Here is a 20,302-nt window from a genome sequence, read left to right on the forward strand (position 1 = left end):
GGGGGTATCCTATTTAGACCGGGAGGTGAACTCGCATGGATCAAAACGTCGGGCGCGTCGATCGCTGGATTCGGATCCTTGTCGGCCTGGCCCTCCTGTCCTTGCTGGTGTGGGCGGAAGGGAACCTCAAGTGGCTGGGCCTTGTCGGCCTGATCCCGCTGCTGACGGCGGCCGCGGGCCGGTGTCCTTTGTATTCCCTGTGCGGGATTTCCACGTGTCCCGTGAAAAAAGGGAAATGAGGAGGCGCCTTTCAAAAGGGGATGGGGAAACCGATGCGAAAGATCGTGATTGTCGGAGGAGTGGCGGGCGGAGCGACGGCTGCCGCCCGCCTGCGCCGGTTGAGCGAAGGGTATCGGATCGTCCTGTTTGAAAGAGGGGAGTACATTTCCTTTGCGAATTGCGGCCTGCCCTATTACATCGGCGGCGTCATCCGGGACCGGAATCGGCTTTTGCTTCAAACCGCCTCCGGGATGTCGAAGCGCTTTCGGATCGACCTTCGCCCGATGACCGAAGTGACGGCCATTCATCGGGACCGGAAGGCGGTGACGGCCAAAGATCTCCGCACGGGGGAGGAATACGAGGAAACCTACGATGTGCTGATCTTGTCCCCCGGCGCCCGGCCGATCCTGCCGCCGATCGAGGGCATGGATCGGGCGAAGTCCGTGTTTACGCTTCGGACCATTCCCGATGCGGACCGCATCAAAGCCTATGTCGAGGAAGAAAAGTCGGCAACCGCCGCGATCATCGGCGGCGGTTTCATCGGCCTCGAGATGGCGGAGAATCTGGTCGAACGGGGCGTGAAGGTGTCGCTGGTGGAGATGGCGGATCAGGTGCTGCCGCCCCTGGACTATGAGATGGCGTCCATCGTTCATGACTATATGAGAAAGCGCGGCATCCGCCTGCACCTGGGGGACGGGGCGAAGGCTTTGGATCGGGGAGGCCGGCGTCTGATTCTGAGGAGCGGGAAGACCCTTGAAGCCGACATGATCATCCTGGCGGTCGGGGTGGAGCCGGAAAGCGAACTGGCCAGGGAAGCCGGCCTCGAACTGGGCGTCCGCGGCGCCATCCGGGTGAATCGGCGCCTGCAGACCTCCGATCCCGACATCTATGCGATCGGGGATGCCGTCGAAGTGAAGGACTACATCCACGGCTTTCCGACCCACGTCCCCCTCGCCTGGCCGGCGAACAGGCAGGGACGTCTGGTGGCCGACATCATTCACGGCTTTGACGTGCAATACGCGGGAACCCTCGGCACCGCCGTGGTGAAGTTTTTGGGCCTGACCGCCGCGACGACGGGCAACAACGAGAAAACGCTGAGACGGCTCGGAATTCCCCATGAAGCGGTCCACGTCTTTCCGCCGAGCCACGCTTCTTACTATCCGAACGCGGCGCCGCTGGCGCTGAAACTGATATTTGATCCGAAAACGGGCAGGATCTTCGGCGCCCAGGCCGTCGGCGAAGAAGGGGTCGACAAACGGATTGACGTGATCGCAACGGCGATCAAGGGAGGTCTCACGGTCCGGGACCTGCCCGACTTGGAACTGGCCTATGCACCGCCCTATTCCTCCGCGAAGGATCCGGTCAATATCGCCGGTTATGTGGCGTCAAACATCCTCGATCGTCTGGTGGAGACCCTTCAGTGGCACGAGCTGGATGACCATCTCGCTTCCGGAGGCATTCTTCTCGATGTGCGGACGCCGGAAGAGGCGGCAAGGGGAGGAATCGGCGGGGCCGTTCACATCCCGCTGGATGAACTGCGGCAGCGTTTGGCGGAGCTTCCGAAGGACAAAACGATTTGCGTGATGTGCGGGGTGGGCCTGCGGGCTTATTTGGCGTGCCGGATCCTCACGGAAAACGGTTTTCGGGCGATAAACCTGGATGGGGGTCATCGGCTGTATTTCTATGCCAAGGGCGGGCAGTCTTGAGGCCGTGAGGGTGCGGCGGCGATGCCGCGCCTTTTTTTCTTCGACTTTTTGTCCTTTTTTCTTCCCGTTTCCGTCAACGGATTGCCATGGACTGCGGAAATGGCGCGAATTCGTCGAGGTACAATGGAATTGGGAGGATTTAGGACAAAAAGGGGGGAGGGAAGCATTCATGGGCAAGCGGATTGTTGTTCTCGGCGGGGGGACGGCCGGCACCATGGTGGCCAACCGGCTCGCGCGGCGGCTGATGGATTTGATCCGGTCCGGGGAGCTGGAAATTTTGTTGATCACCCGTTCCGGGCGGCATGTGTACCAGCCGGGGCTCTTGTCCGTCGTGTTCAGTGAGGCGTTCCCGGAACAGATTGTCCGGGAGGAAAAGAGCCTGGTTCATCGGGACGTGACGCTCGTGTTTGACGAGATCCGGCGGATCCGGCCCGACCAAAGCTGCGTGCAGTCCCGGACGACGGAGTATCCATATGATTACCTGGTTATCGCCACGGGTTCCCGGCCGGATTTTGACGGCGTTCCCGGGCTGAAGGAAAGCGCCCGCCATTTTTACAACCTGGAAGGGGCCCTGCGGTTGAGGGATGCGCTGGCTTCCATGAAAAAGGGGCGGATTCTCGTCGTGGTGGAACATCCCCACAAGGGGCCGGGGGCTCCGGTGGAATTCGTCTTGATGCTGGACGACTATCTCCGAAGGCGGGGGCTCCGGGAAGGGATTCAGCTGACCTACGCCTTTTCCGACGGCCGCATCCACTTCCTGGAACCGGTGGCCGACTGGGCCTTGTCCCAATTCGAAAGGCGCGGCATCGCCCACCAGCCCTTTTTCCGGCTGGAAAAGGTGGATCCTTTTAAGCAAAGGGCCTTCACTTCGGATGGGGAAGAGCATCCCTTCGATGTGCTGATTGCCGTTCCCGCCCATCGGGGCGCTCCCGTCGTCATGCAGTCCGGGATCGGTGACGACCGGGGATTTATTCCCACCGACCGCCACACCTTGAAAATGGAGGGCGACGATCGGGTGTACGTCATCGGGGATGCGGCCAATTTGCCGATTCCGAAAGGCGGTTCGGCCTATTACCAGAGCGAGATCGTGGCCCAGAACCTGGTCAGCCGGTTGAAGGGTTTGCCGGAAACCTCCGTCTACGACGGAAAAGGGACGTTCTTTTTGGGAAGCAGCCTTCGGGAAGCCGGTTTTATCGCCTACGATTACGGCTCCTTTCCGAAATTCGCCTTTGGCTCCGAAGTGTTGCGGTGGATCAAGGACATGCAGGGGCCGGCGTACTGGCTGAAGGTCCGCGCGATCCTGTGAGGGGGAAAAGGAATGGAAGACATCACTCGGATAAGCGGGCGGGAGGGGGACCGGGAGGAGGACGCCCTTCGGTCGATGACCGCGGAGATGGCCGGACGGTTGGCCGAAAAGGGGGGCGTTGCCCTGGAATTGCTCGATGACATCCTGCAGCCCGAAACCCAGGCCCTTCTGCGCCGGCTGTCCGGGGCGAGCGACAGCCTGTGCCGCCTTCTGGACTTGGTGCAGCGGCTGGAAGAAAGCGGGGTGCTGAAAACACTGGCCGAAATGGCGGAGCTTTTGGACCGGATCAAATGGGCCTGGACCGGTTCGATGGCCGCGGCCGCGGCGGAGAGGGCGGGAAAGGCGATCGAAGCGGCAGACGACCTGGTGCAGAAGGGTTATCCGGAGCTTGTGGACGGAGTTTTGACGGCCGTTGAGTCGGCGCGTGAAGAGCTGCGGGATACCGGCGGTTCCCCCTCCCTGTTTCGGCTCCTGAAGACGATGCGGGATCCGGAGGTTCGGGAAGGGATCTATTTCCTGCTCTCCTTTGCCAAGGCTTTGTCCAAAGGATTGAAGGGCGGCTGACGGTGTGCCGCAACGCCCGCCACTCGCCCGGCTTTTTTCTGCCCTTTGTGAGGGCGGTGATTCGCTCCGGACGGCGGAGTGGGGGCGGGCAAGGTCTGGTGGCGCCCGAGGAGGGCTTTTTTTGTTTGAAGCGATTGCGGTTGGTTTTGGCGTCAATTGCTTTTTCGAAATCTTTTTTCTGTATTTTAAAGAGAAAAACTTTTTTGTTTATAGTAACATGAAAGGATGAGATGACCGGAAGGGAGGGATTGGGGATGCGGCGGGACGCGCGCCTGTGGCACCATTGCTGAGGTTGGGTGGAGAGTGTGAATGTCCAAGGGCAATCGAACTCATTTTTCGTTATTTGCCGGATGATGAGAAGGCCGCGGCCAAGTGCCGTCGCCTTGGGATGTCTTTCATGGAAAAGTTTGGAATATAGAGGGGGAGAGAGATGGAGAGATCCGTACAGATTGTGAGCACCGGCAAATATTTGCCGGAGAAGATCGTATCCTCGGAGGAGTTGGATGAGAAACTGGGGGTGCCGCGGGGTTGGAGCTATGAGCACTCCCTGGTGAAGACCCGGCGGTACGTGGCGGAGGAAACGGCGTCGGAGATGGGAGCCTTGGCGGCGGAGGAGGCGCTGAAGAAGGCAGGGCTTTCGATTGGGGACATAGACTGCATCGTATCGGTCAGCGGGACGATGGAGCAGGCGATCCCCTGCAACGCCGCCCTGATTCACCGGCGGCTGACGGGGGGGAGCCGACCGATTCCCGCCTTTGACATCAACTCCACCTGTCTCGGTTTCATCACGGGGCTGGATCTCATTTCCCACGCGATCCAGGCGGGACAGTACCGCCGCGTTCTTCTCGTGGCCAGCGAAATTGCCTCCGTCGGACTGAACCCTGATCACAAGAAAAGCTGTGTCCTGTTCAGCGACGGAGCGGCGGCGGCGGTCGTGCAGAAGACCGATTCCGAAAGCCCTTCCCGGATCCTGGCGTCGGATATGGAAACCTACAGCCGGGGAGCCGAGTATATTCAGATCCGGGGCGGAGGCACCAAGCACCATCCCCGCACCAACCCGCCGCCGGAGTATTTTTTGTTCGAGATGAACGGATCGGCGGTGTACCGCCTGGTCGCCCGCCATCTGCCCTCCTTTGTGGAACGGCTGCTTTACCGGGCGGGCGTCGGGATGGAGGACGTCGATCTGGTGATTCCCCACCAAGCCAGCGGGCTCGCGATGGAACTTATGCGGAAAAAGCTGGCCATCCCGAAGGAGAAGTTTCTGTCCATCCTGGCGGACCACGGCAACACCATCGCGGCTTCCCTCCCGATGGCCCTGCATGAAGCCCTTCAACAGGGTCGCCTGCACCGGGGCTCCCTCGTGATGATGCTGGGGACATCGGCGGGCGCCTCCCTCGGAGGTGTCGTGTTTGTCTACTGAACCCACGGTTCTTTTGACTGGCGGACGGGCGCCGGTGGCGCTCCACCTGGCGCGGCTGTTCAGGGAAGCCGGGTTTCGGGTGCTTTCGGCGGAGAGCATGAAATATCCGTTGCTCTCCTTTTCCAACGCCGTGGATCGCTGTTTTTCCCTGCCGGGTCCCGCCGTCGATGAGGCCGGCTTTGTGGAGGGGCTTGCGTCCCTGATCCGGGAGCACGCCGTGGACTGGCTGATTCCCACCTGCGAGGAGACCTTCTATGTCGCCAAATACCGCCGGGAACTGGGATCTTTTTGCCGGGTGCTTGCGGACGACCTGGACACCCTGGCGCGGCTTCACCACAAGGGGGTTTTTATCGAGGAGCTGAATCGGGCGGGGGAGCTCGTTCCGAAAACCGCGGTGGTTTGCGACCTTTCGGATTGGCGGCGCGCCGTGGAGGAGATTCCCTTTCCCGCCGTGCTTAAGCCGGCTTATTCCCGGTTTGCGACGCAGGTGCACTTTTTGGAGGAGCCGGCGGCGGAGCCGCCCGTCTCCCTCGATCGGCCCTGGGTGCTTCAGGAGCGGATTCCGGGACCCCAGTTTTCCACCTACGCGGTGGCGCAACGGGGCCGGTTGACGGCGTACAGCTGTTACCGGAGGGTTTTCAGAGTGGGGACCGGTTCGTCGATCACGTTTCGTCACGAACCGGAACCGCTTTTGTACCGATGGACGGAACGACTGGTGAAGCGGTACCGCTACACCGGACAGATCGCCTTTGATTTCATTCGATCGGACGAGGATGGGAAGTATTATCCCCTGGAATGCAATCCCCGCGCCACCAGCGGGATTCACCTGTTTACGGACGCATCTTTGGTGGAGGCGATGACGGGAAATCCCCCCGCTTGTGCGTTTCCCGATCTCGGCGTGAAAGCGATGCTGGGAATTCCGGTGCTGTTGTACGGGTGGAGGCAGGAAAAGCCCCGCAAGTGGCTCAAAACCCTCGCCACACACCGGGATGTGATCTTTGACCGGAGGGATCTGCTGCCTTCCCTGGGACAGGGGATTTCCCTGCTTTATCTGTTCATGACAGCCCTTCGGCGGCGGATCCCGCTGCTTAAGCTGACCACCTGGGATATCGAATGGGAAGGAGAAGAGGATGGCAAGGGCACTGATCACCGGAGGAACGGGATTTCTCGGACAAGCCCTGGCCCGGCGCCTGAGGCGGTCGGGGCGGGAGGTGACCGTTTTCGGCCGGAATGAGGCCGTCGGTGCGGAGCTGGAACGGGAGGGGATCCGTTTTGTGCGGGGCAGGCTGCAGGACCTGGAGTCGGTGATGGCGGCCTGCGCGGGGCAGGAAGTGGTGTTTCACTGCGGCGCCCTCTCCTCTCCCTGGGGACGCTACCGGGATTTTTACGAGAGCAATGTGATCGGGACGAAACATGTGATCGAGGCGTGCTTCAAACACCGCGTGCGCCGCCTGATCCACGTGTCCACCCCGTCTCTCCTCTTCCGCTACAATGAAGGGCTGGACGTGTCGGAGGAGGCCCCGTTGCCGAAGCGGTTCGCCAACCATTACGCCAAGACCAAGTTCCTGGCGGAACAGCTGGCGGACCGGGCATTCCGGGACGGGCTGCCCGTGATCACCATACGCCCCCGCGCCCTGTTCGGTCCGGGGGACACCACCATCATTCCCCGCTTGATCGAGGCCAACCGGCGGCGGTTCATTCCCCTGATGAACGAGGGGAAGGTGTGGGTGGACCTGACATACGTCGAAAACGCCGTCGACGCTCTGCTCCTCTGCGAGACGGCGCCGGAATCCTGTCTGGGGCGGAAATATCACATCACCAACGGGGAGCCGGTGCTGCTGATCGATGTGTTGCGCCGGTTGTTTGAAAAGCTGGGCCTGCCCCTGCGCATCAAGCCGGTCTCCTATCGCACGGCCTTTTATGCGGCCTGGGCGATGGAGGGGATCGCCCGATGCCTCCCCTGGATGAAGGAGCCGCCCTTCACCCGCTATACCGTCAGCGTCCTGGGGAAAAGTCAGACCCTCAACATCGACCGGGCGCGCCGGGAACTGGGATACTCACCCCGCATCAGCGTCTCCGAAGGAGTGGATCGGTATGTCGAGTGGTACCGAAATCAAGGTGGAATGTAAGTTGTTTCGCACAGGATACTGCCGGCAACTCGAAAAGATGGCCCGGCGGGACGCCCCGCTGCGCCCGGCGTCTTTTTATTCGCTGGCCGCGCTGATCCGGCATCCCGAAGAGGGGCTCATCCTGTTTGACACCGGCTATTCCGCCCATTTTTTCAGGGAGACCTCCCGCCTTCCCTATCTGCTTTACCGCTGGGCCGTTCCGGTGGTATTCCGGAAGGAGGAGGCGCTGGCGGAGCAACTGAAGGCCCTGGGGATTTCCCCGGGAGAGATTCGGCACATCTTCCTGTCCCATTTCCACGGGGACCACATCGGGGGCGTCCGCGACTTTCCCGAAGCGTCGATTCTCTGTTCCCGGGAAGCCTATGACCACATCCGGGAGATGCGGGGGTTGCGGGCGGTGCGGAACGGTTTCGTGCCCGGATTGCTCCCACCGGACTTTGACAAGCGGGTTCAGTTTATTGAGGACAAGGAGCGCTTCCCCTTCCGGGAACGCTACGGCGTGTTCGATCCGGTGTTCGACTGCTTCGGGGACGGTTCGCTCCTCGCCGTCCGCCTGTCGGGGCACGCGCCGGGGCAGTACGGCCTCTTCTTCGTCGATGAGGAACGGGGCCCCACCCTGCTGTGCGCCGATGCCACCTGGTCGCTGGAGGCGCTCCGCCGGCAAGTGGAGCCCCATCCCCTCACCTTCGCCGTGATGGGAGGGCGGCGGGAGTTTCGCCGCAGTTTTCTTCAGCTGACGGAGTTTCACCGGTTGAACCCGTCGGTGCGCATTTTTCCCTCCCATTGCCCCGAAGCGGCGGCGTTGGCGGAGGGGGTGAAAGGATGAACCTGTTCCGCATGGGGCTGGCTTACATCCAGGCCCGGCGGGCGATGGCGATCCGTTCCCGCCGGAAGCTGGAAGAGCGCCAGCTGCGCCTGCTCAGACGCCACTTCCGGTTTGTCCTGGAGCATTCGCCCTTTTACCGCCGCCGCTTTCGGGAGGCGATGAAGGGATGGGAGAGCCCGGAACTGACTTGGGAGCGGCTCGGGACGCTGCCCTTGATGGACAAGGAGACGATGATGTCCCATTTCGATGAGCTGAACACCGCCGGCATCCGGAAGGAGGAGGCGTTTCGCGTCGCGTGGCGGGCGGAGGAGACGCGGGATTTCACGCCCCAGATCGGCGGCGTGACGGTCGGCCTCTCCTCGGGCACGACCCACAACCGCGGATTGTTTCTGGTCAGCAAGGAGGAGCGGGAGAGGTGGGCCGGCAACGTGCTCGCCAAGCTGTTGCCCCGGGGTGTCACGGGCCGGGAGAGCGTGGCCTTTTTCCTGCGGGCCAACAGCAATCTGTACACCACCGTTTCGCAGCGGTGGCTCACCTTCGCCTACTATGACCTGATGGAGGACCTTTCCGCCCATGTGGAGCGGCTGAACCGGCAAAAGCCCACCATTTTGGTGGCGCCTCCCGCCGTGTTGACCTTTTTGAGCGAGGAAAAGGAGCGGGGGCGGCTGGACATCGCGCCGGTGAAGGTGATCTCCGTCGCCGACGTCCTGGATGACCGGGACCGGCAAAAGATCGAAGGGCAGTTCGGGAAGCCGGTTCACCAGATCTACCAGTGCACGGAGGGGTTTTTGGCCGCCACGTGTTCCCACGGGACCCTCCACCTCAACGAGGATATCGTCCACATCGAGCGGGAGTGGATCGACCGGGAAAGCGGCCGGTTCGTCCCGATCGTGACGGACTTTTGCCGTAAGACCCAGCCCATCATCCGCTACCGGCTGAATGACATCCTGGTGCTGGCCGACAAGCCGTGTCCCTGCGGCTCGGCGATGACCGCCATCGAACGGGTGGAGGGGCGCTGCGACGATATGTTTTATCTGAAGGATGAAGGCAGCGGGCGATACCGCCCGGTCTTCCCCGATTTCATCCGGCGTGCGATGTGGCAGGCGGGGGATGAGATCCGTCACTATCAGGTGGTGCAAGAAGGGCCGGATCGGATCGCCGTCGCCTTTGAGGAGCGGAGGGGAACGGACCGCAAGCGGTTGGAGGCGGCGATCCGTTCCTCCTTTGCCCAGCTGTTTCGGCGGCTTGGGGTCGAGGAGGCGGCGATCCGTTTTGCGCCGTACCGGCACCCGCCGGCGGACAGAAAGCTGCGGCGGGTGAAGAGGGACTGGTCGCCGTGACGGCAATGGCGGGAAAAAAAGCCCTGCCGAGGCGAGGGAAGGAAGGCGGTGGCGGGTGGCATAAGCGTCCCGGTTACCGGCTCCGGATCCTGTGCCGCCCGAAAGATGGCCCGCCGCTTCAAGGAAGCCGGATGGGACGTCTGTGCGGGACAGCGAGAGGTTTCCCGCCTGCCGGAACTTTAGGGCGATCGCCCAATCCCTTCTCCCGCCGTCGCCGCGGGGGAACTTGCGGGGGTTCGTCGACGGTCTGATCCGGGTGTCGAGCGGCGCGGCCTCGATTTTACATGCCCGGCAGCGAGGAAATTTTCCATGTTGTGGGCCTTGGATTCCTCCTTGGAACCATTGCCGGGCTTATTGCGACGCCCTGAAAAAGCTGCGCCTCCTTCACAACAAGCGGGGGGCGCGGCGCCCGTGACGATTCTCCTGCCGTCGCCGGAAGATATGGATCTCTTTGAAGGTTCCGGAAAGCGCTGTGTGCTGGGGCCGGTGTACGGCCGCTTCCCCGCCTGCAACCGGTTCGGGTTTCTGCGATGTCCGGCCCGGGGAGGGCGACCCTGGATCGCCAGGGGGGAGGTTCAGGGAGCGGAATGCAGCGATCATCTGGCGGCGGAGGCGGGATGATGCCCATGCCTGCCATCGGCCGGTCTATCGCTGGGGCAGGGTCTCCGGATGCTGTTTTCAGCCGGTGGAAAACCGGAATTCGTCCGGTTTGCGGAGGAGGTGGCGCGGAAACTCCGCTTCACCGGTCATCGGGCTTTTGATTTCAACCTCCTCGGGGAACCTGTACGTGCTGGAGCGCAATCCCCGCGCCACGGCGGGATGCACCTGCTGTCGCCAAAGGAGTTGACGGGTTCCTTTTCGTCGGGGGAGCGGGGGAGACGGTCCGCGCCGGCGGGCCCAAAATGATCGGCTGCGCGATGCCCCTGAGGCCCTTTGAACGCGGCATCTGGGGGCTGCGCCGCTGGGGGGCGGATTTTGCCCGGGCGCAGGCTGTGCTGTTTGAGCCCCTGTCCTGGGTGCCTTTCTATCACTTGGCCTTTTTGAAACCGTCCGCGCCAGCCGGTCCAGGGGCGGCGGTTTCAAGGATGCGGCCACCGCCGACATCGAATGGGATGGTGAGGATATCGAGCCATGCGGATTCAGCGATTCGGTCGAGATCATCCGGAACTGCAACAGTTGCGGCATCAACATCAGTGGAAGATGGAAACCGCCTATGCATTGCCGCTCATCCGGGAAGGCTCCTCCGCCTACGTCCGCAATGTGGAGACCGAGGTGCAACTTTTGCAGGCGGGCAGGCATCTTCTGCCGATCACCGTCAATTACGCGGAGTACTCAAATTCCTACGTGTGTTCGCCCTACTCCACCTATGTCCGCTATGCGCAGGAGGAGCTGTATCTGCTTCAGTCCCGCCTCCTTAAAAAAAACCTCGGCACCGTGATCGGGGGAATCGGCCCCCTGCTGAAAAAGGCCGGAATCGACCAAAACGTCCACGTGAACAATTGGCTTTTGTCCACCAATTTGTACGAACCGATCGAAGGGGAAGTGCTTCGGGAACTGACCCGCCGCCTGACCGAGGAGTTTCCCGGTCACGCCCTGATTTTCCGCTCCTTGAACCGTGTGACCAATGCGGACATGATGGAGAAACTGCGCCGTCTGGGCTACATCCTGGTGCCCAGCCGGCAGGTGTATTTTTTTGACGGCCGGTCGCCCGATTATCTGCGGAAGAAGAACAATAAATGGGACCGCAAGCTGTTGGAAAACGCCCCCTATGACCTCGTCGAACATGAGGCGATTCAGCCGGAGGATTACCCCAGGATCAAGGAGTTGTACGATCTGCTTTACATCAAGAAGTATTCGCCCATCAATCCGCAGTTTACGACGGCGTACATCGAGAACGCCCACCGGCAAAAGCTGATCCGCATGCGGGGCCTTCGGGACGGCGAGGGGGTTTTGCAGGGGGTTGTCGGCTGTTTTGTCAGGGGAGGCGTCATGACGGTGCCCATCGTCGGTTACAATACGGCGCTTCCGCAGCGGACCGGCCTGTACCGGATGCTGATGTCCATGGTGTTGCAGGAGGCGGCGGAGCGGAGCATGCTGCTTCATCTGAGCTCCGGAGCCGCCCACTTCAAACGTCTCCGCGGCGGGAAGCCCGCCATCGAGTACAGCGCCGTCTATGTCCGGCATCTGCCGGCCGGGAGAAGGATTGTCTGGGAGCTTTTGAGCTTCCTGCTGAACCGGGTGGGGGTTCCGATCATGAGGAGGTACCGGTTATGAAGAACCACTACGCGCGGATGAAGGAAGTGCTGAAGCGGTACTGGCTCGTGGCCTGCCGGGAAAGCGAGCTGAGGCGCAAACCGGTGGGGGTGACCGTGCTCGATGAACCCGTCGTCCTGTTTCGGACCGAGCGGGGAATCCACGCCCTCAGGGACGTTTGTCCCCACCGCAGGGTGCCGCTGTCGAAGGGCTGGGTGAAGGGGGACGCGATCGTGTGCCCCTATCATGGCTGGGAATTTGACGGGGAAGGCGCCTGCCGGCGCGTGCCGGGGCTGGTGGACGATGCCTGCAAAGAGCGGATCCGGGCGACGGCTTTGCCGGTCCGGGTGCGGGACGGATTCGTCTGGATCCAATTGCAGGGGGAGACTGACGGGACCGGTGAAACGGAAGGGAAAGAGAAAGGCGAGGTTGCCGACGGATTCAAGGAACCCGTTGATCTGTCCTTCCTGCGGGACCCCTCCCTGTACTCCTTCGTCTGGAAAGTGAAGGTGAAGGGGAACCTGGTCAATGCCTTTGAAAACCTGCTGGACGGAACCCACACCCACTATGTCCATGCCGGACTCATCCGGACCGATGCATACCGGCAGAAGGTCAGCGCCAAACTGACCGCCCACCGCGACCATGTGGAGATCGAATACAGCGGGGAATCGAAGCAGGCCGGCCTGATCTCCCAATTGCTGGAACGGGACCGTCAGACGAGTTACGGGCGGTTTTTCATGCCGGGGATCGCCCAGATCGAATACCGGTCCAGCAAAGGGTTGAGCATGCTCATCACGGCGGTGGCCCGCCCCGTCTCCGAGTTCGTCCAGGATGTGTACGCCATCATCACCGTCAAGCGGGGGATCGTCCCCAATTTCATCAAGCGGCTGGTCATTTCCCCCTTTTTCAAGCGGGCCCTGAAACAGGATCTCCGCATCGTCGAACTGCAGCAGGAGTGGATCGAGCGGCACGGGGAAGGAAGGTTGGTGTCCACCGAAGCGGACCTGATGCGCCCGTTCATCGAACAGCTGACAAGGGGGCGGTACTACGACAAACCCCTTGAACGGAAAGTGCAGCTTTTGCTGTGATCTGAAGGTCGGATTCTCCCGGATGCGGTCGCGGACTGCCGGGAAAACCGCCTTATGAATCCGCATATCAGGAGTTTGACTCCCTTTTCCTTTGGGAAAGGGCTTTTTTATTGAACCGGCGGCGTCCGGAGATGTCCGGGCGAGCCGAAAATCCGAACGGGGAAACGAGGAGGCGCTTTTTTTGGAACGCCGCCGGACGCTCCGTGGATGTCCCCGGCCGACGGGATCGCGGTTCGAACATTTTTCTCCGATTCGTCAAGGAATGGACACCAAATACATATACCCGTAATAGTATAATGGAGGCGCAACACGCACAAAAAGCACAGGGGGGATGGTCCGTGAACCAGCAACAGGCGCCAACTCTGGCCATCATCCTTTTGTCCAAGGATCTGGAGAGGTTGCACGCCGGATCGCTGGTGGGCTCCGTGGCGGCGATGTCCGGGATGAGCGTCCGCCTGTTTGTCACCATGAATGCCCTGGAAGCCTTCCTGAAGGAAAACGTGGAAAAGAGAGCGTTTCAGACCGGAACCGTCGGAGCGGAAATGCTCAGCAAAAACATTCCCTTGTTTTGCGATCTCCTTCGGGAAGGAAAAGAGAACGGCGACCTCCGCCTCTACGCTTGCTCCATGGCGATGGATGTGATGGGGTGGAAGCGGGAAGATCTGATCGATCTCTTCGACGACGTGATCGGAGTGAGCTCCTTCCTGGGGATGTCGCAGGGGGCTCAAGTCATCACGATGTGATGCGGCAAGGGGAAAACGAGGTGAAGGGGAGGCGAAATCATGTCGGAGGTGGAAGTGAAAACGTCGATCGATGCCAGGGGCTCCTTTTGCCCCGGGCCGCTGATGGAACTGATCAAAGCGATGAAACAGGCCCAAACGGGAGACGTGATCGAGGTGCTGTCCAGTGACACCGGATCCGCCAAAGACATTCCCGAATGGGCGAGGAAAATGGGACACGAAGTGGTCTATTGCGAACAGGCCGGCGATCATTGGAAAATCGCCGTTCGCAAGGCGAGGTGAGCGGCGGAAGCCTGGGAGGGAGGGAGATTCATGCCCCGAAGGATTGTGGTCCTTGGCGGGGGGACGGCCGGCACCATGGTGGCCAACCGGCTGGCCCGACGCCTGACGGATCAGATCCGGTCCAAGGAAGTGGAAATCCTGTTGATCACCAACACCGAGAAGCACATTTATCAGCCGGGATACCTGTCCATCGTCTTCAACGAACAGGCCCCGGAGCATTTCATTCGGGAGGAAAAGGATCTGATCCGCCGGGATGTCCACCTGATCGTCGACGAGATCCAAAGAATCGAACCGGAACAAAATCGCGTCCTGTCTGATCGGGCCGAGTACCCTTACGATTACCTGGTGATCGCCACGGGCTCCCGCCCCGACTTCGGCAGCGTCCCCGGCCTGAGGGAAAGCGCCCACAACTTTTACACCCTGGAGGGGGCCATCCGCCTCCGGGACACCCTGGCCGGAATGAAAAGGGGGAGGATACTGATCACCGTCGACATCCCCCACAAGTGTCCGGCGGCGCCCCTGGAGATCGCCCTCATGCTGGACGACTATTTCCGGAGGCGGGGTGTCCGGGAGCAGGTGGAGATCAAATACACCTACCCCATCGGCCGGATTCACGCCTTAGAATCCGTGGCCGAGTGGGCCTTGCCCCGGTTCGAGGAGCGGGGCATCCTGCATGAGACCTTTTTCAACCTGGAGAGGGTGGATCCGGAGCGAAAGGCGGTCATCACCATGGACGGGGAGGAGCATCCCTTCGATGTGCTGATTTCCGTCCCGGCTCACAAGGGCGCCCAGGTCATTCTGGATTCCGGGATCGGCGACGGGATGGGGTTCGTCCCCACCGACCGGCATTCGCTGAAGATGAAGGGTTTCGACAATGTCTACGCGATCGGCGATGCGACCGATCTGCCGATCAGCAAGGCCGGTTCCACCGCCCATTACCAAAGCGAGCCCTTGATCCGCAATCTCGTCAGCCGGCTGCGGGGCCTGCCCGAAACCGCCGTCTATGACGGCAAAGTGGCCTGCTTTTTGGAAAACAGCCTGCGGGACGCCAGTTTCATTGTCTTCGATTACGAGCACCCTCCGAAACCCGCCGCCGCTTCCGAACTTCTGCACTGGATGAAGATGGCGTACGGGGAGATCTACTGGCTCAACGTCCGCGGAATCCTGTAAGGGGGCGAAGCCCATGAGCAATTCCATGACAAGGATGGGGCCTGGGGCGGAATGGGGGGAAGCCGTCCTGCAGTCCCTGACGGCGGAGATGGTGGCGGATTTGGCCGCCAAATTGGCTTCCGCCCTGGAGTCGGCCGACGAACTGCTGAAGCCGGAGACCCTGGCCCTCCTGCGCAGTCTGTCCGATGCGAGCGAAAGCCTGTCGAACGTTTTGGCCGAAGTGCGGCGGCTGGAGGAAAGCGGCACGCTGAAAAGCCTGGCGGAGTTGGGCGAGCTGTTGGCCGGCATGAAGGGGGCTTTGACCGGCCCCATGGTTGCGGACCTGATGGAACAAGGGGTGAGGCTTCTCGAGTGGGCCGATCTCCTGGGGCAAAGGGATGTGCGGGAGCGGATGACGGGCCTTTTGGCCGCCCTGGAGTCGGCCCGGGAAGAAAGCCGGAAAGCCGACGCCCCCCTGACCCTCTTCCGCATGTTCCGGGCCTTGTCCGATCCGGAAGTTCGCGAGGGGATCCGCTTTTTCCTCGCCTTCGCCCGGGCCTTGCCCAGGAAACTGTGAGGATTGCGGAAAATATTGCTTGGAAGGCGGTTCCGTCCCGCTCCGCGCGGCGAGACGCCCGGCGAAATCGCCTTCCTCTGACGGCTTGCGGGCGGCTTCGGGCCCCGATACTGATCCCTGCCTCAAGGCAGGGCTTTTTCCGTCATGCGGACGGTTGCAGCTGCTGCTTGGCCAGCCGCCGGTACAGATCGTGGGAGGTCATCAGTTCCTCATGGGTGCCTCTGCCGGTGATCCGTCCCTCCTTAAGGCCCAGGATCCGGTCGGCTTCCACACCGTGGACAGGCGGCGGGCGATGATCAGGGTGGTCCGGCCCTTCATCAGGTTTTTCAGCGCCTGCTGGACGTACATCTCCGATTCGCTGTCCAGATTGGAGGCGGCTTCATCCAACAGGAGGATCCGGGGATTTCGGAGAAAGGCCCGCGCGATGGCGATTCGCTGTCTCTGCCCTCCGGACAGCTATCCCCCTTTGTCCACTTCGGTTTCGTACCCCGCGGGAAGTTTCTCGATGAATTCGGCGGCGTTGGCCAGCAGGGCGGCCTTCCGGATTTCATCCTCTCCCGCCTCTCTGCCCAGGCCGTAACAGATGTTTTCCCGGATCGTCCCGGACATGATCGGGCTCTCCTGGGAGACGTGGCTGATCGCCCGGCGCCAGGCGGTCAGATCCAGTTTCTCGATGGGCACGGCACCCAGCCGGATCTGGCCCGCGTCGGGGGAAAAAACCGCTCGATCAGCGAAAAGATGGCGGTTTTGCCGCCGCCGCTCGGCCCCACGATGGCCACGGTTTCCCCCGGCTTGACGGTGAAATCGATTTCCCGCAGGACCGGTTTGCTTCCCGATTCCCGTCCCTTTCGCCAAAAAATAAAGTGAGTACTCACTTCACTGTTTGAGGTGATTCGTATTACAATGGATTTGGAATGACGCTCCTCGGCAACCGACCGGAAAAGCGCTTCATCATCCGCCGAATCCTTCTGAAAAGGGTGATTTCTGCATGAAACCCCGCGTTCTGTTTTTTGAAGAAGTTGACCGCTCCCGCCTGCCCGAAGTCGGGGGAAAGGGAGCCAACCTGGGGGAACTGGCCAGGGCAGGCTTTCCCGTCCCGGAAGGCTTTTGCGTGACCACCTCCGCCTACCGGGAATTCGTCGCCACCAGTTCCGAAATGGAGGAGCTGCTGGAGGAACTCGATGCCCTGGATCCGGAGGATGTGGAGGGTTTGCGGGCGCTGGGCGGGCGGATTCGCGCCCATCTGCTGGAGATGGAGATTCCCGCATCCCTCAAGCGGGAGATCACGGAAGCCTGGAGGAGGGCCGGGGAAGAGCACGCCTATGCCGTCCGTTCCAGCGCGACGGCGGAGGATTTGCCCACCGCTTCCTTCGCCGGGCAGCAGGACACCTATCTGAACGTGAAGGGGCGGGAAGAGCTGCTTTGGCACATCCGAAAATGCTGGGCTTCGCTGTTTACGGACCGCGCGATCGCGTATCGGATGAAAAACGGCTTTGACCACCGGCAGGTGTTTTTGTCCGTCGTGGTGCAGCGGATGGTGAACCCGGAGGTTTCCGGCATCCTCTTCACCGCCGATCCGCTGACCGGAAACCGGCGGGTCGTCTCCATCGACGCCAGCTTCGGGCTGGGGGAAGCGATCGTGTCCGGAAAAGTGTCGGCGGATTTGTACAAGGTGAAGGAGGGGCGCATCCTTCAGCGGGAGATTTCCGAGAAAAAAATCAGGATCCGCCCCCGGCCGGAGGGGGGAACGGTCACCGAGGACGTGCCGCCGGAGGAAAGGAACCGGCCGGCTCTCGCCGACGATCAGGTCCTGCGCCTGGCGGAGATGGGCAAGCGCATCGAAAAACATTTCGGCGCGCCGCAGGATATCGAGTTTTGCGTGGAAAAGGGACGGATCTATGTCGTGCAGAGCCGTCCGATCACGTCCCTGTATCCCCTGCCCGCCGACCTGCCGCAGGAACCCCTCGGCGTCCTGATTTCCTTCGGCCACATTCAGATGATGACCGATGCCATGAAGCCCCTTGCCCTTTCCATCTTTCGCAGCGTTTTTCCAAAGACGTTCCTGTATGAAGCGGGAGGGCGCCTGTTCATCAACCCCTCGGCGGTGCTCCGGACCCGGCCGGGCCGCAAGCTGTTTCCCAAGGTCCTGAAGAACCTGTTTGACGAGTCCCTCGGCCGGGCCGTCGAAGAGGTGATCCGGCGCCCCGAATTTCACCGCGTTCCCCCGCCGCCGGGGACCGGTCGGTTTTTTCGCAGGCACGTGCTTCCCATTGCGAAGAATCTGTGGAGAAACCTCTGGGCAAACGATCCGTCGGCGGTGAAGGAGGAAGTGGAGCGCTTCATTCGGGAAAAAAGGGAGGAGGTTCGCGGGGCCCTTCAGGGGGTGAGCGGCCACCGCCGCCTGGAGGAAGTCCGGCGGCAGATCCAAGGGCTGCCCAGGGAAGCGGTACCCAGACTTCTGCCCTATGTGCTCAGCTATCCGGTTTCCTTCCTGCTGCTCAGGCGGCTCCTGGGGGACGTGGACGAACTAAATCAGCTGAACAAATCCCTTCCCGGCAACGTCACCAGCGAGATGGGGCTTGCGATCGGCGATCTGGCCGACCTGCTCCGGGAACTGCCGGAGGTGGAGGCGTACCTGGCGCGGGCGGAGGATGAGACGTTTTTCGAAGGATTGCAGGAGGTGGAGGGCGGGACGCGGTTCAAAGAGGCCTTTGAGGAATTTCTCGACAAATACGGCCACCGCTGTCCGGGGGAAATCGACCTGACCCGGCCCCGCTGGCGCGAGGCGCCCACCCTGCTCGTTTCCGCCATTTTGGGGCACATGCGCAGCGTAAAGCCGGGGGAGCACCGGCTGCGGTTTAAAGAGGGAGAAAGGGAAGCCCGGGAAGCGGCGGAGCGGATCCTGGACCGGGTGGGAAGGCGCGGGTTCCGCGCCCGGCGGGTGCAGCGGTTGATGGTGGTGTTCCGCGAGATGGGCGGGCTCCGGGAGCATCCCAAATACTTGATCACCGCCGTTTTGGACGAATGCAGGAAGGCGATTTTGGCCGAGGCGGAGAGGCTGGCATCCGAGGGAGTGCTGGGGCGGCCCGAAGACGCGTTTTTCCTGACCCTGGACGAGTTGATCCGTCTGGCCAAAGGGGAGCCGTTCCGGGATGTTTCCGCGCTGATCGAGGAGCGGAAAGGGCGGCACGAATGGCAACAAACCCTGAAACCTCCCAAGGTGATGACCAGTGAAGGGGAGATCGTGACCGGCACCCCCCGCCGGGGCGAATATCCCGAGGGGGCGCTGGTGGGGATGCCCGCTTCCGCCGGCGTGGCGGAAGGGAAGGCCCGGGTCATCCTGAGCCCGGAGCGGGCGTCGCTTTCGGAAGGGGAGATCCTGGTCGCCCCCCACACCGATCCCGGCTGGACCCCCTTGTTTCAATCGGCCAGGGCCTTGGTGACCGAAGTGGGCGGGCTGATGACCCACGGCTCCGTGGTGGCGCGGGAATACGGAATTCCCGCCGTGGTGGGGGTGGACGATGCCACCCGGAAAATCCGGGACGGACAGCGCATCCGGGTGGACGGAAACCGGGGATATGTGGAGATTGTGGAGGACGCAGGTGAATAAACAGGCCCGCCCGGGTGCTCACGAGGATCTTGCCGGGGGCGGCGGCGAACCGATGATGAAAGACGTCCGCGGCCGCCATTTTGCCGCAGATCGTGGACCTGTTGGGAAGCTTCCAGCTGTTCGGATGGGTCTTGAGGGCGGAGTGGATCCCGCTCTTCGCCCGGATGGCGGATCTGTATGGTTATCGGCGGTTTTGCATTCAGGGGACGGCCCGGGATTTTGGAGCCGTCCCTTTCGTTTTTCCTCCTTGCCCGGCTGATCCAGGGCGCCGGCGTTCTCGGCCCTACATCGCTGGCTCGGCGTCTTGTTCCCCTGCGCCGTCCGGGGCAGTGCCCTGAGCGCCTTTGCCGCCGTCCAGATGCTCTCCCATCTATTGGAATCCGTCGCCGGCGGACTTGTCACCGCCTCCTTCGGCTGGCCCTTTGCCGATTCACTAACCCCCTTGGAGGAGCTTGTCTCCGTCTTTCGCACAGTTTTCCCGGTTCCGGAAGCGGCGCCTCGGACCCCCGAGCTGAAAAAAATGTCCTTTTGGGCGCACTGCTCTTCCGACGCGGCTTTTCGGCCGGCAGCGGACGATGGGCTGGGTCCCCTTCGGCAAAAGTCCGTCACGATCGGGACGAACCGGCCGCTTTTTCGCTGGACCTTAAGCGGCGTCTGGTCGATCGGCGGCTCCATTCCGACCCCGTCATATTCCCTGCATGAAGAAGATCCGGAACGGGCCAAGGAGGCTTTGTTCTGCTTTCCAAGAAAGCCAAACGACCGCCCGTCTCGGATTTCCGTACGCGAAGCGGTCACGTCAGGCGTGCCCCCAGGCGGCCGGCCGATGACGGCAATTATGGCGAGGGCTGCATCCCTCCAGCCGGCCTCGATGATTCCCCGGTCGGGAGGTTGGCTGGGCAGCTTCAGCGCCGCACCTCTGGCGAAACGATTTCGCCGGGGATTTTATGCGGGTGTTGCCCTTTGCCGGCATGGCGGGGTTTCGCTTGGTGTCGTGAAGGGCTCCGGTAAGCTGGAAGATGGTTATTTTGCGACGGCCTGCAGTGGGGCGTGAAACGCCATCCTCCACGCGGTGCGTCGGAAGACCGCTCCCCCG

Annotated in this window: 18 protein-coding genes and 1 pseudogene; 18 read left to right on the top strand and 1 reads right to left on the bottom strand. The window is 61.8% G+C overall.

Annotation, left to right across the window (positions count from 1 at the left end):
• Window positions 1-35: 35 nt before the first annotated feature.
• From BM063_RS02220 to BM063_RS02300, 17 genes are all read left to right on the top strand, one after another.
• Window positions 36-239 carry a YgaP family membrane protein gene (locus BM063_RS02220; protein ID WP_092035695.1) on the top strand — a complete coding sequence of 68 codons (204 nt, stop codon included), beginning with the start codon at window positions 36-38 and terminating at the stop codon, window positions 237-239.
• Between the two features lie 33 nt (window positions 240-272).
• Complete coding sequence (locus BM063_RS02225) at window positions 273-1,925, top strand: FAD-dependent oxidoreductase (RefSeq protein WP_092035817.1); 1,653 nt, start codon at window positions 273-275, stop codon at window positions 1,923-1,925.
• A gap of 169 nt (window positions 1,926-2,094) precedes the next feature.
• Window positions 2,095-3,231: an NAD(P)/FAD-dependent oxidoreductase gene (locus tag BM063_RS02230; RefSeq protein ID WP_092035696.1), complete on the top strand. Its 1,137-nt coding sequence runs from the start codon at window positions 2,095-2,097 to the stop codon at window positions 3,229-3,231.
• A gap of 12 nt (window positions 3,232-3,243) precedes the next feature.
• Window positions 3,244-3,795: a helical membrane plugin domain-containing protein gene (locus BM063_RS02235; RefSeq protein ID WP_092035697.1), complete on the top strand. Its 552-nt coding sequence runs from the start codon at window positions 3,244-3,246 to the stop codon at window positions 3,793-3,795.
• A gap of 4 nt (window positions 3,796-3,799) precedes the next feature.
• Window positions 3,800-4,024: a hypothetical protein gene (locus tag BM063_RS17165; RefSeq protein WP_143085205.1), complete on the top strand. Its 225-nt coding sequence runs from the start codon at window positions 3,800-3,802 to the stop codon at window positions 4,022-4,024.
• Between the two features lie 201 nt (window positions 4,025-4,225).
• Window positions 4,226-5,215 (top strand): beta-ketoacyl-ACP synthase III, encoded by a 990-nt coding sequence (locus BM063_RS02240; RefSeq protein WP_092035698.1) that lies wholly within the window; start codon window positions 4,226-4,228, stop codon window positions 5,213-5,215.
• Window positions 5,205-6,449, top strand: coding sequence for an ATP-grasp domain-containing protein (locus BM063_RS02245; protein WP_143085206.1), 1,245 nt, complete (start codon window positions 5,205-5,207; stop codon window positions 6,447-6,449). The genes BM063_RS02240 and BM063_RS02245 overlap by 11 nt, the downstream gene beginning before the upstream one ends.
• On the top strand, window positions 6,346-7,344 hold the full coding sequence (locus BM063_RS02250; protein WP_092035700.1) for an NAD-dependent epimerase/dehydratase family protein: 999 nt from the start codon (window positions 6,346-6,348) through the stop codon (window positions 7,342-7,344). Before BM063_RS02245 ends, BM063_RS02250 begins: the two co-directional genes overlap by 104 nt.
• A gap of 1 nt (window position 7,345) precedes the next feature.
• Window positions 7,346-8,170, top strand: a complete 825-nt coding sequence (locus BM063_RS02255) for an MBL fold metallo-hydrolase (RefSeq protein WP_177198933.1) — start codon at window positions 7,346-7,348, stop codon at window positions 8,168-8,170.
• Entirely contained in the window at window positions 8,167-9,510 is a 1,344-nt protein-coding gene (locus BM063_RS02260; RefSeq protein ID WP_092035702.1) for a F390 synthetase-related protein, read from the top strand. Before BM063_RS02255 ends, BM063_RS02260 begins: the two co-directional genes overlap by 4 nt.
• A gap of 411 nt (window positions 9,511-9,921) precedes the next feature.
• Window positions 9,922-10,131, top strand: a complete 210-nt coding sequence (locus tag BM063_RS02265; protein ID WP_092035703.1) for a hypothetical protein — start codon at window positions 9,922-9,924, stop codon at window positions 10,129-10,131.
• A 510-nt stretch (window positions 10,132-10,641) separates the two neighbouring features.
• Window positions 10,642-11,784 (top strand): GNAT family N-acetyltransferase, encoded by a 1,143-nt coding sequence (locus tag BM063_RS02270; RefSeq protein ID WP_092035704.1) that lies wholly within the window; start codon window positions 10,642-10,644, stop codon window positions 11,782-11,784.
• Window positions 11,781-12,851 carry an aromatic ring-hydroxylating oxygenase subunit alpha gene (locus BM063_RS02275; RefSeq protein ID WP_092035705.1) on the top strand — a complete coding sequence of 357 codons (1,071 nt, stop codon included), beginning with the start codon at window positions 11,781-11,783 and terminating at the stop codon, window positions 12,849-12,851. Before BM063_RS02270 ends, BM063_RS02275 begins: the two co-directional genes overlap by 4 nt.
• A 338-nt stretch (window positions 12,852-13,189) precedes the next feature.
• Window positions 13,190-13,594, top strand: coding sequence for a DsrE/DsrF/DrsH-like family protein (locus tag BM063_RS02285; protein WP_218154398.1), 405 nt, complete (start codon window positions 13,190-13,192; stop codon window positions 13,592-13,594).
• A gap of 39 nt (window positions 13,595-13,633) precedes the next feature.
• On the top strand, window positions 13,634-13,873 hold the full coding sequence (locus tag BM063_RS02290) for a sulfurtransferase TusA family protein (RefSeq protein WP_092035708.1): 240 nt from the start codon (window positions 13,634-13,636) through the stop codon (window positions 13,871-13,873).
• A 30-nt stretch (window positions 13,874-13,903) separates the two neighbouring features.
• A complete protein-coding gene (locus BM063_RS02295) occupies window positions 13,904-15,043 on the top strand; it encodes an NAD(P)/FAD-dependent oxidoreductase (RefSeq protein WP_092035709.1) in 1,140 nt (379 codons plus the stop codon).
• 13 nt (window positions 15,044-15,056) lie between these two features.
• Entirely contained in the window at window positions 15,057-15,599 is a 543-nt protein-coding gene (locus BM063_RS02300; RefSeq protein ID WP_092035710.1) for a helical membrane plugin domain-containing protein, read from the top strand.
• A gap of 142 nt (window positions 15,600-15,741) precedes the next feature.
• Here the strand turns inward: BM063_RS02300 and BM063_RS02305 are convergent.
• Window positions 15,742-16,420, bottom strand: a pseudogene (locus tag BM063_RS02305) (ABC transporter ATP-binding protein); the annotation flags it as partial.
• Window positions 16,421-16,587: 167 nt separating this feature from the next.
• Here BM063_RS02305 and BM063_RS02310 point away from each other — a divergent pair.
• Window positions 16,588-19,209, top strand: coding sequence for a phosphoenolpyruvate synthase (locus BM063_RS02310; protein ID WP_092035711.1), 2,622 nt, complete (start codon window positions 16,588-16,590; stop codon window positions 19,207-19,209).
• Window positions 19,210-20,302 lie beyond the last annotated feature (1,093 nt).

It is taken from the genome of Planifilum fulgidum (genome assembly GCF_900113175.1).
Taxonomy (GTDB): domain Bacteria; phylum Bacillota; class Bacilli; order Thermoactinomycetales; family DSM-44946; genus Planifilum; species Planifilum fulgidum.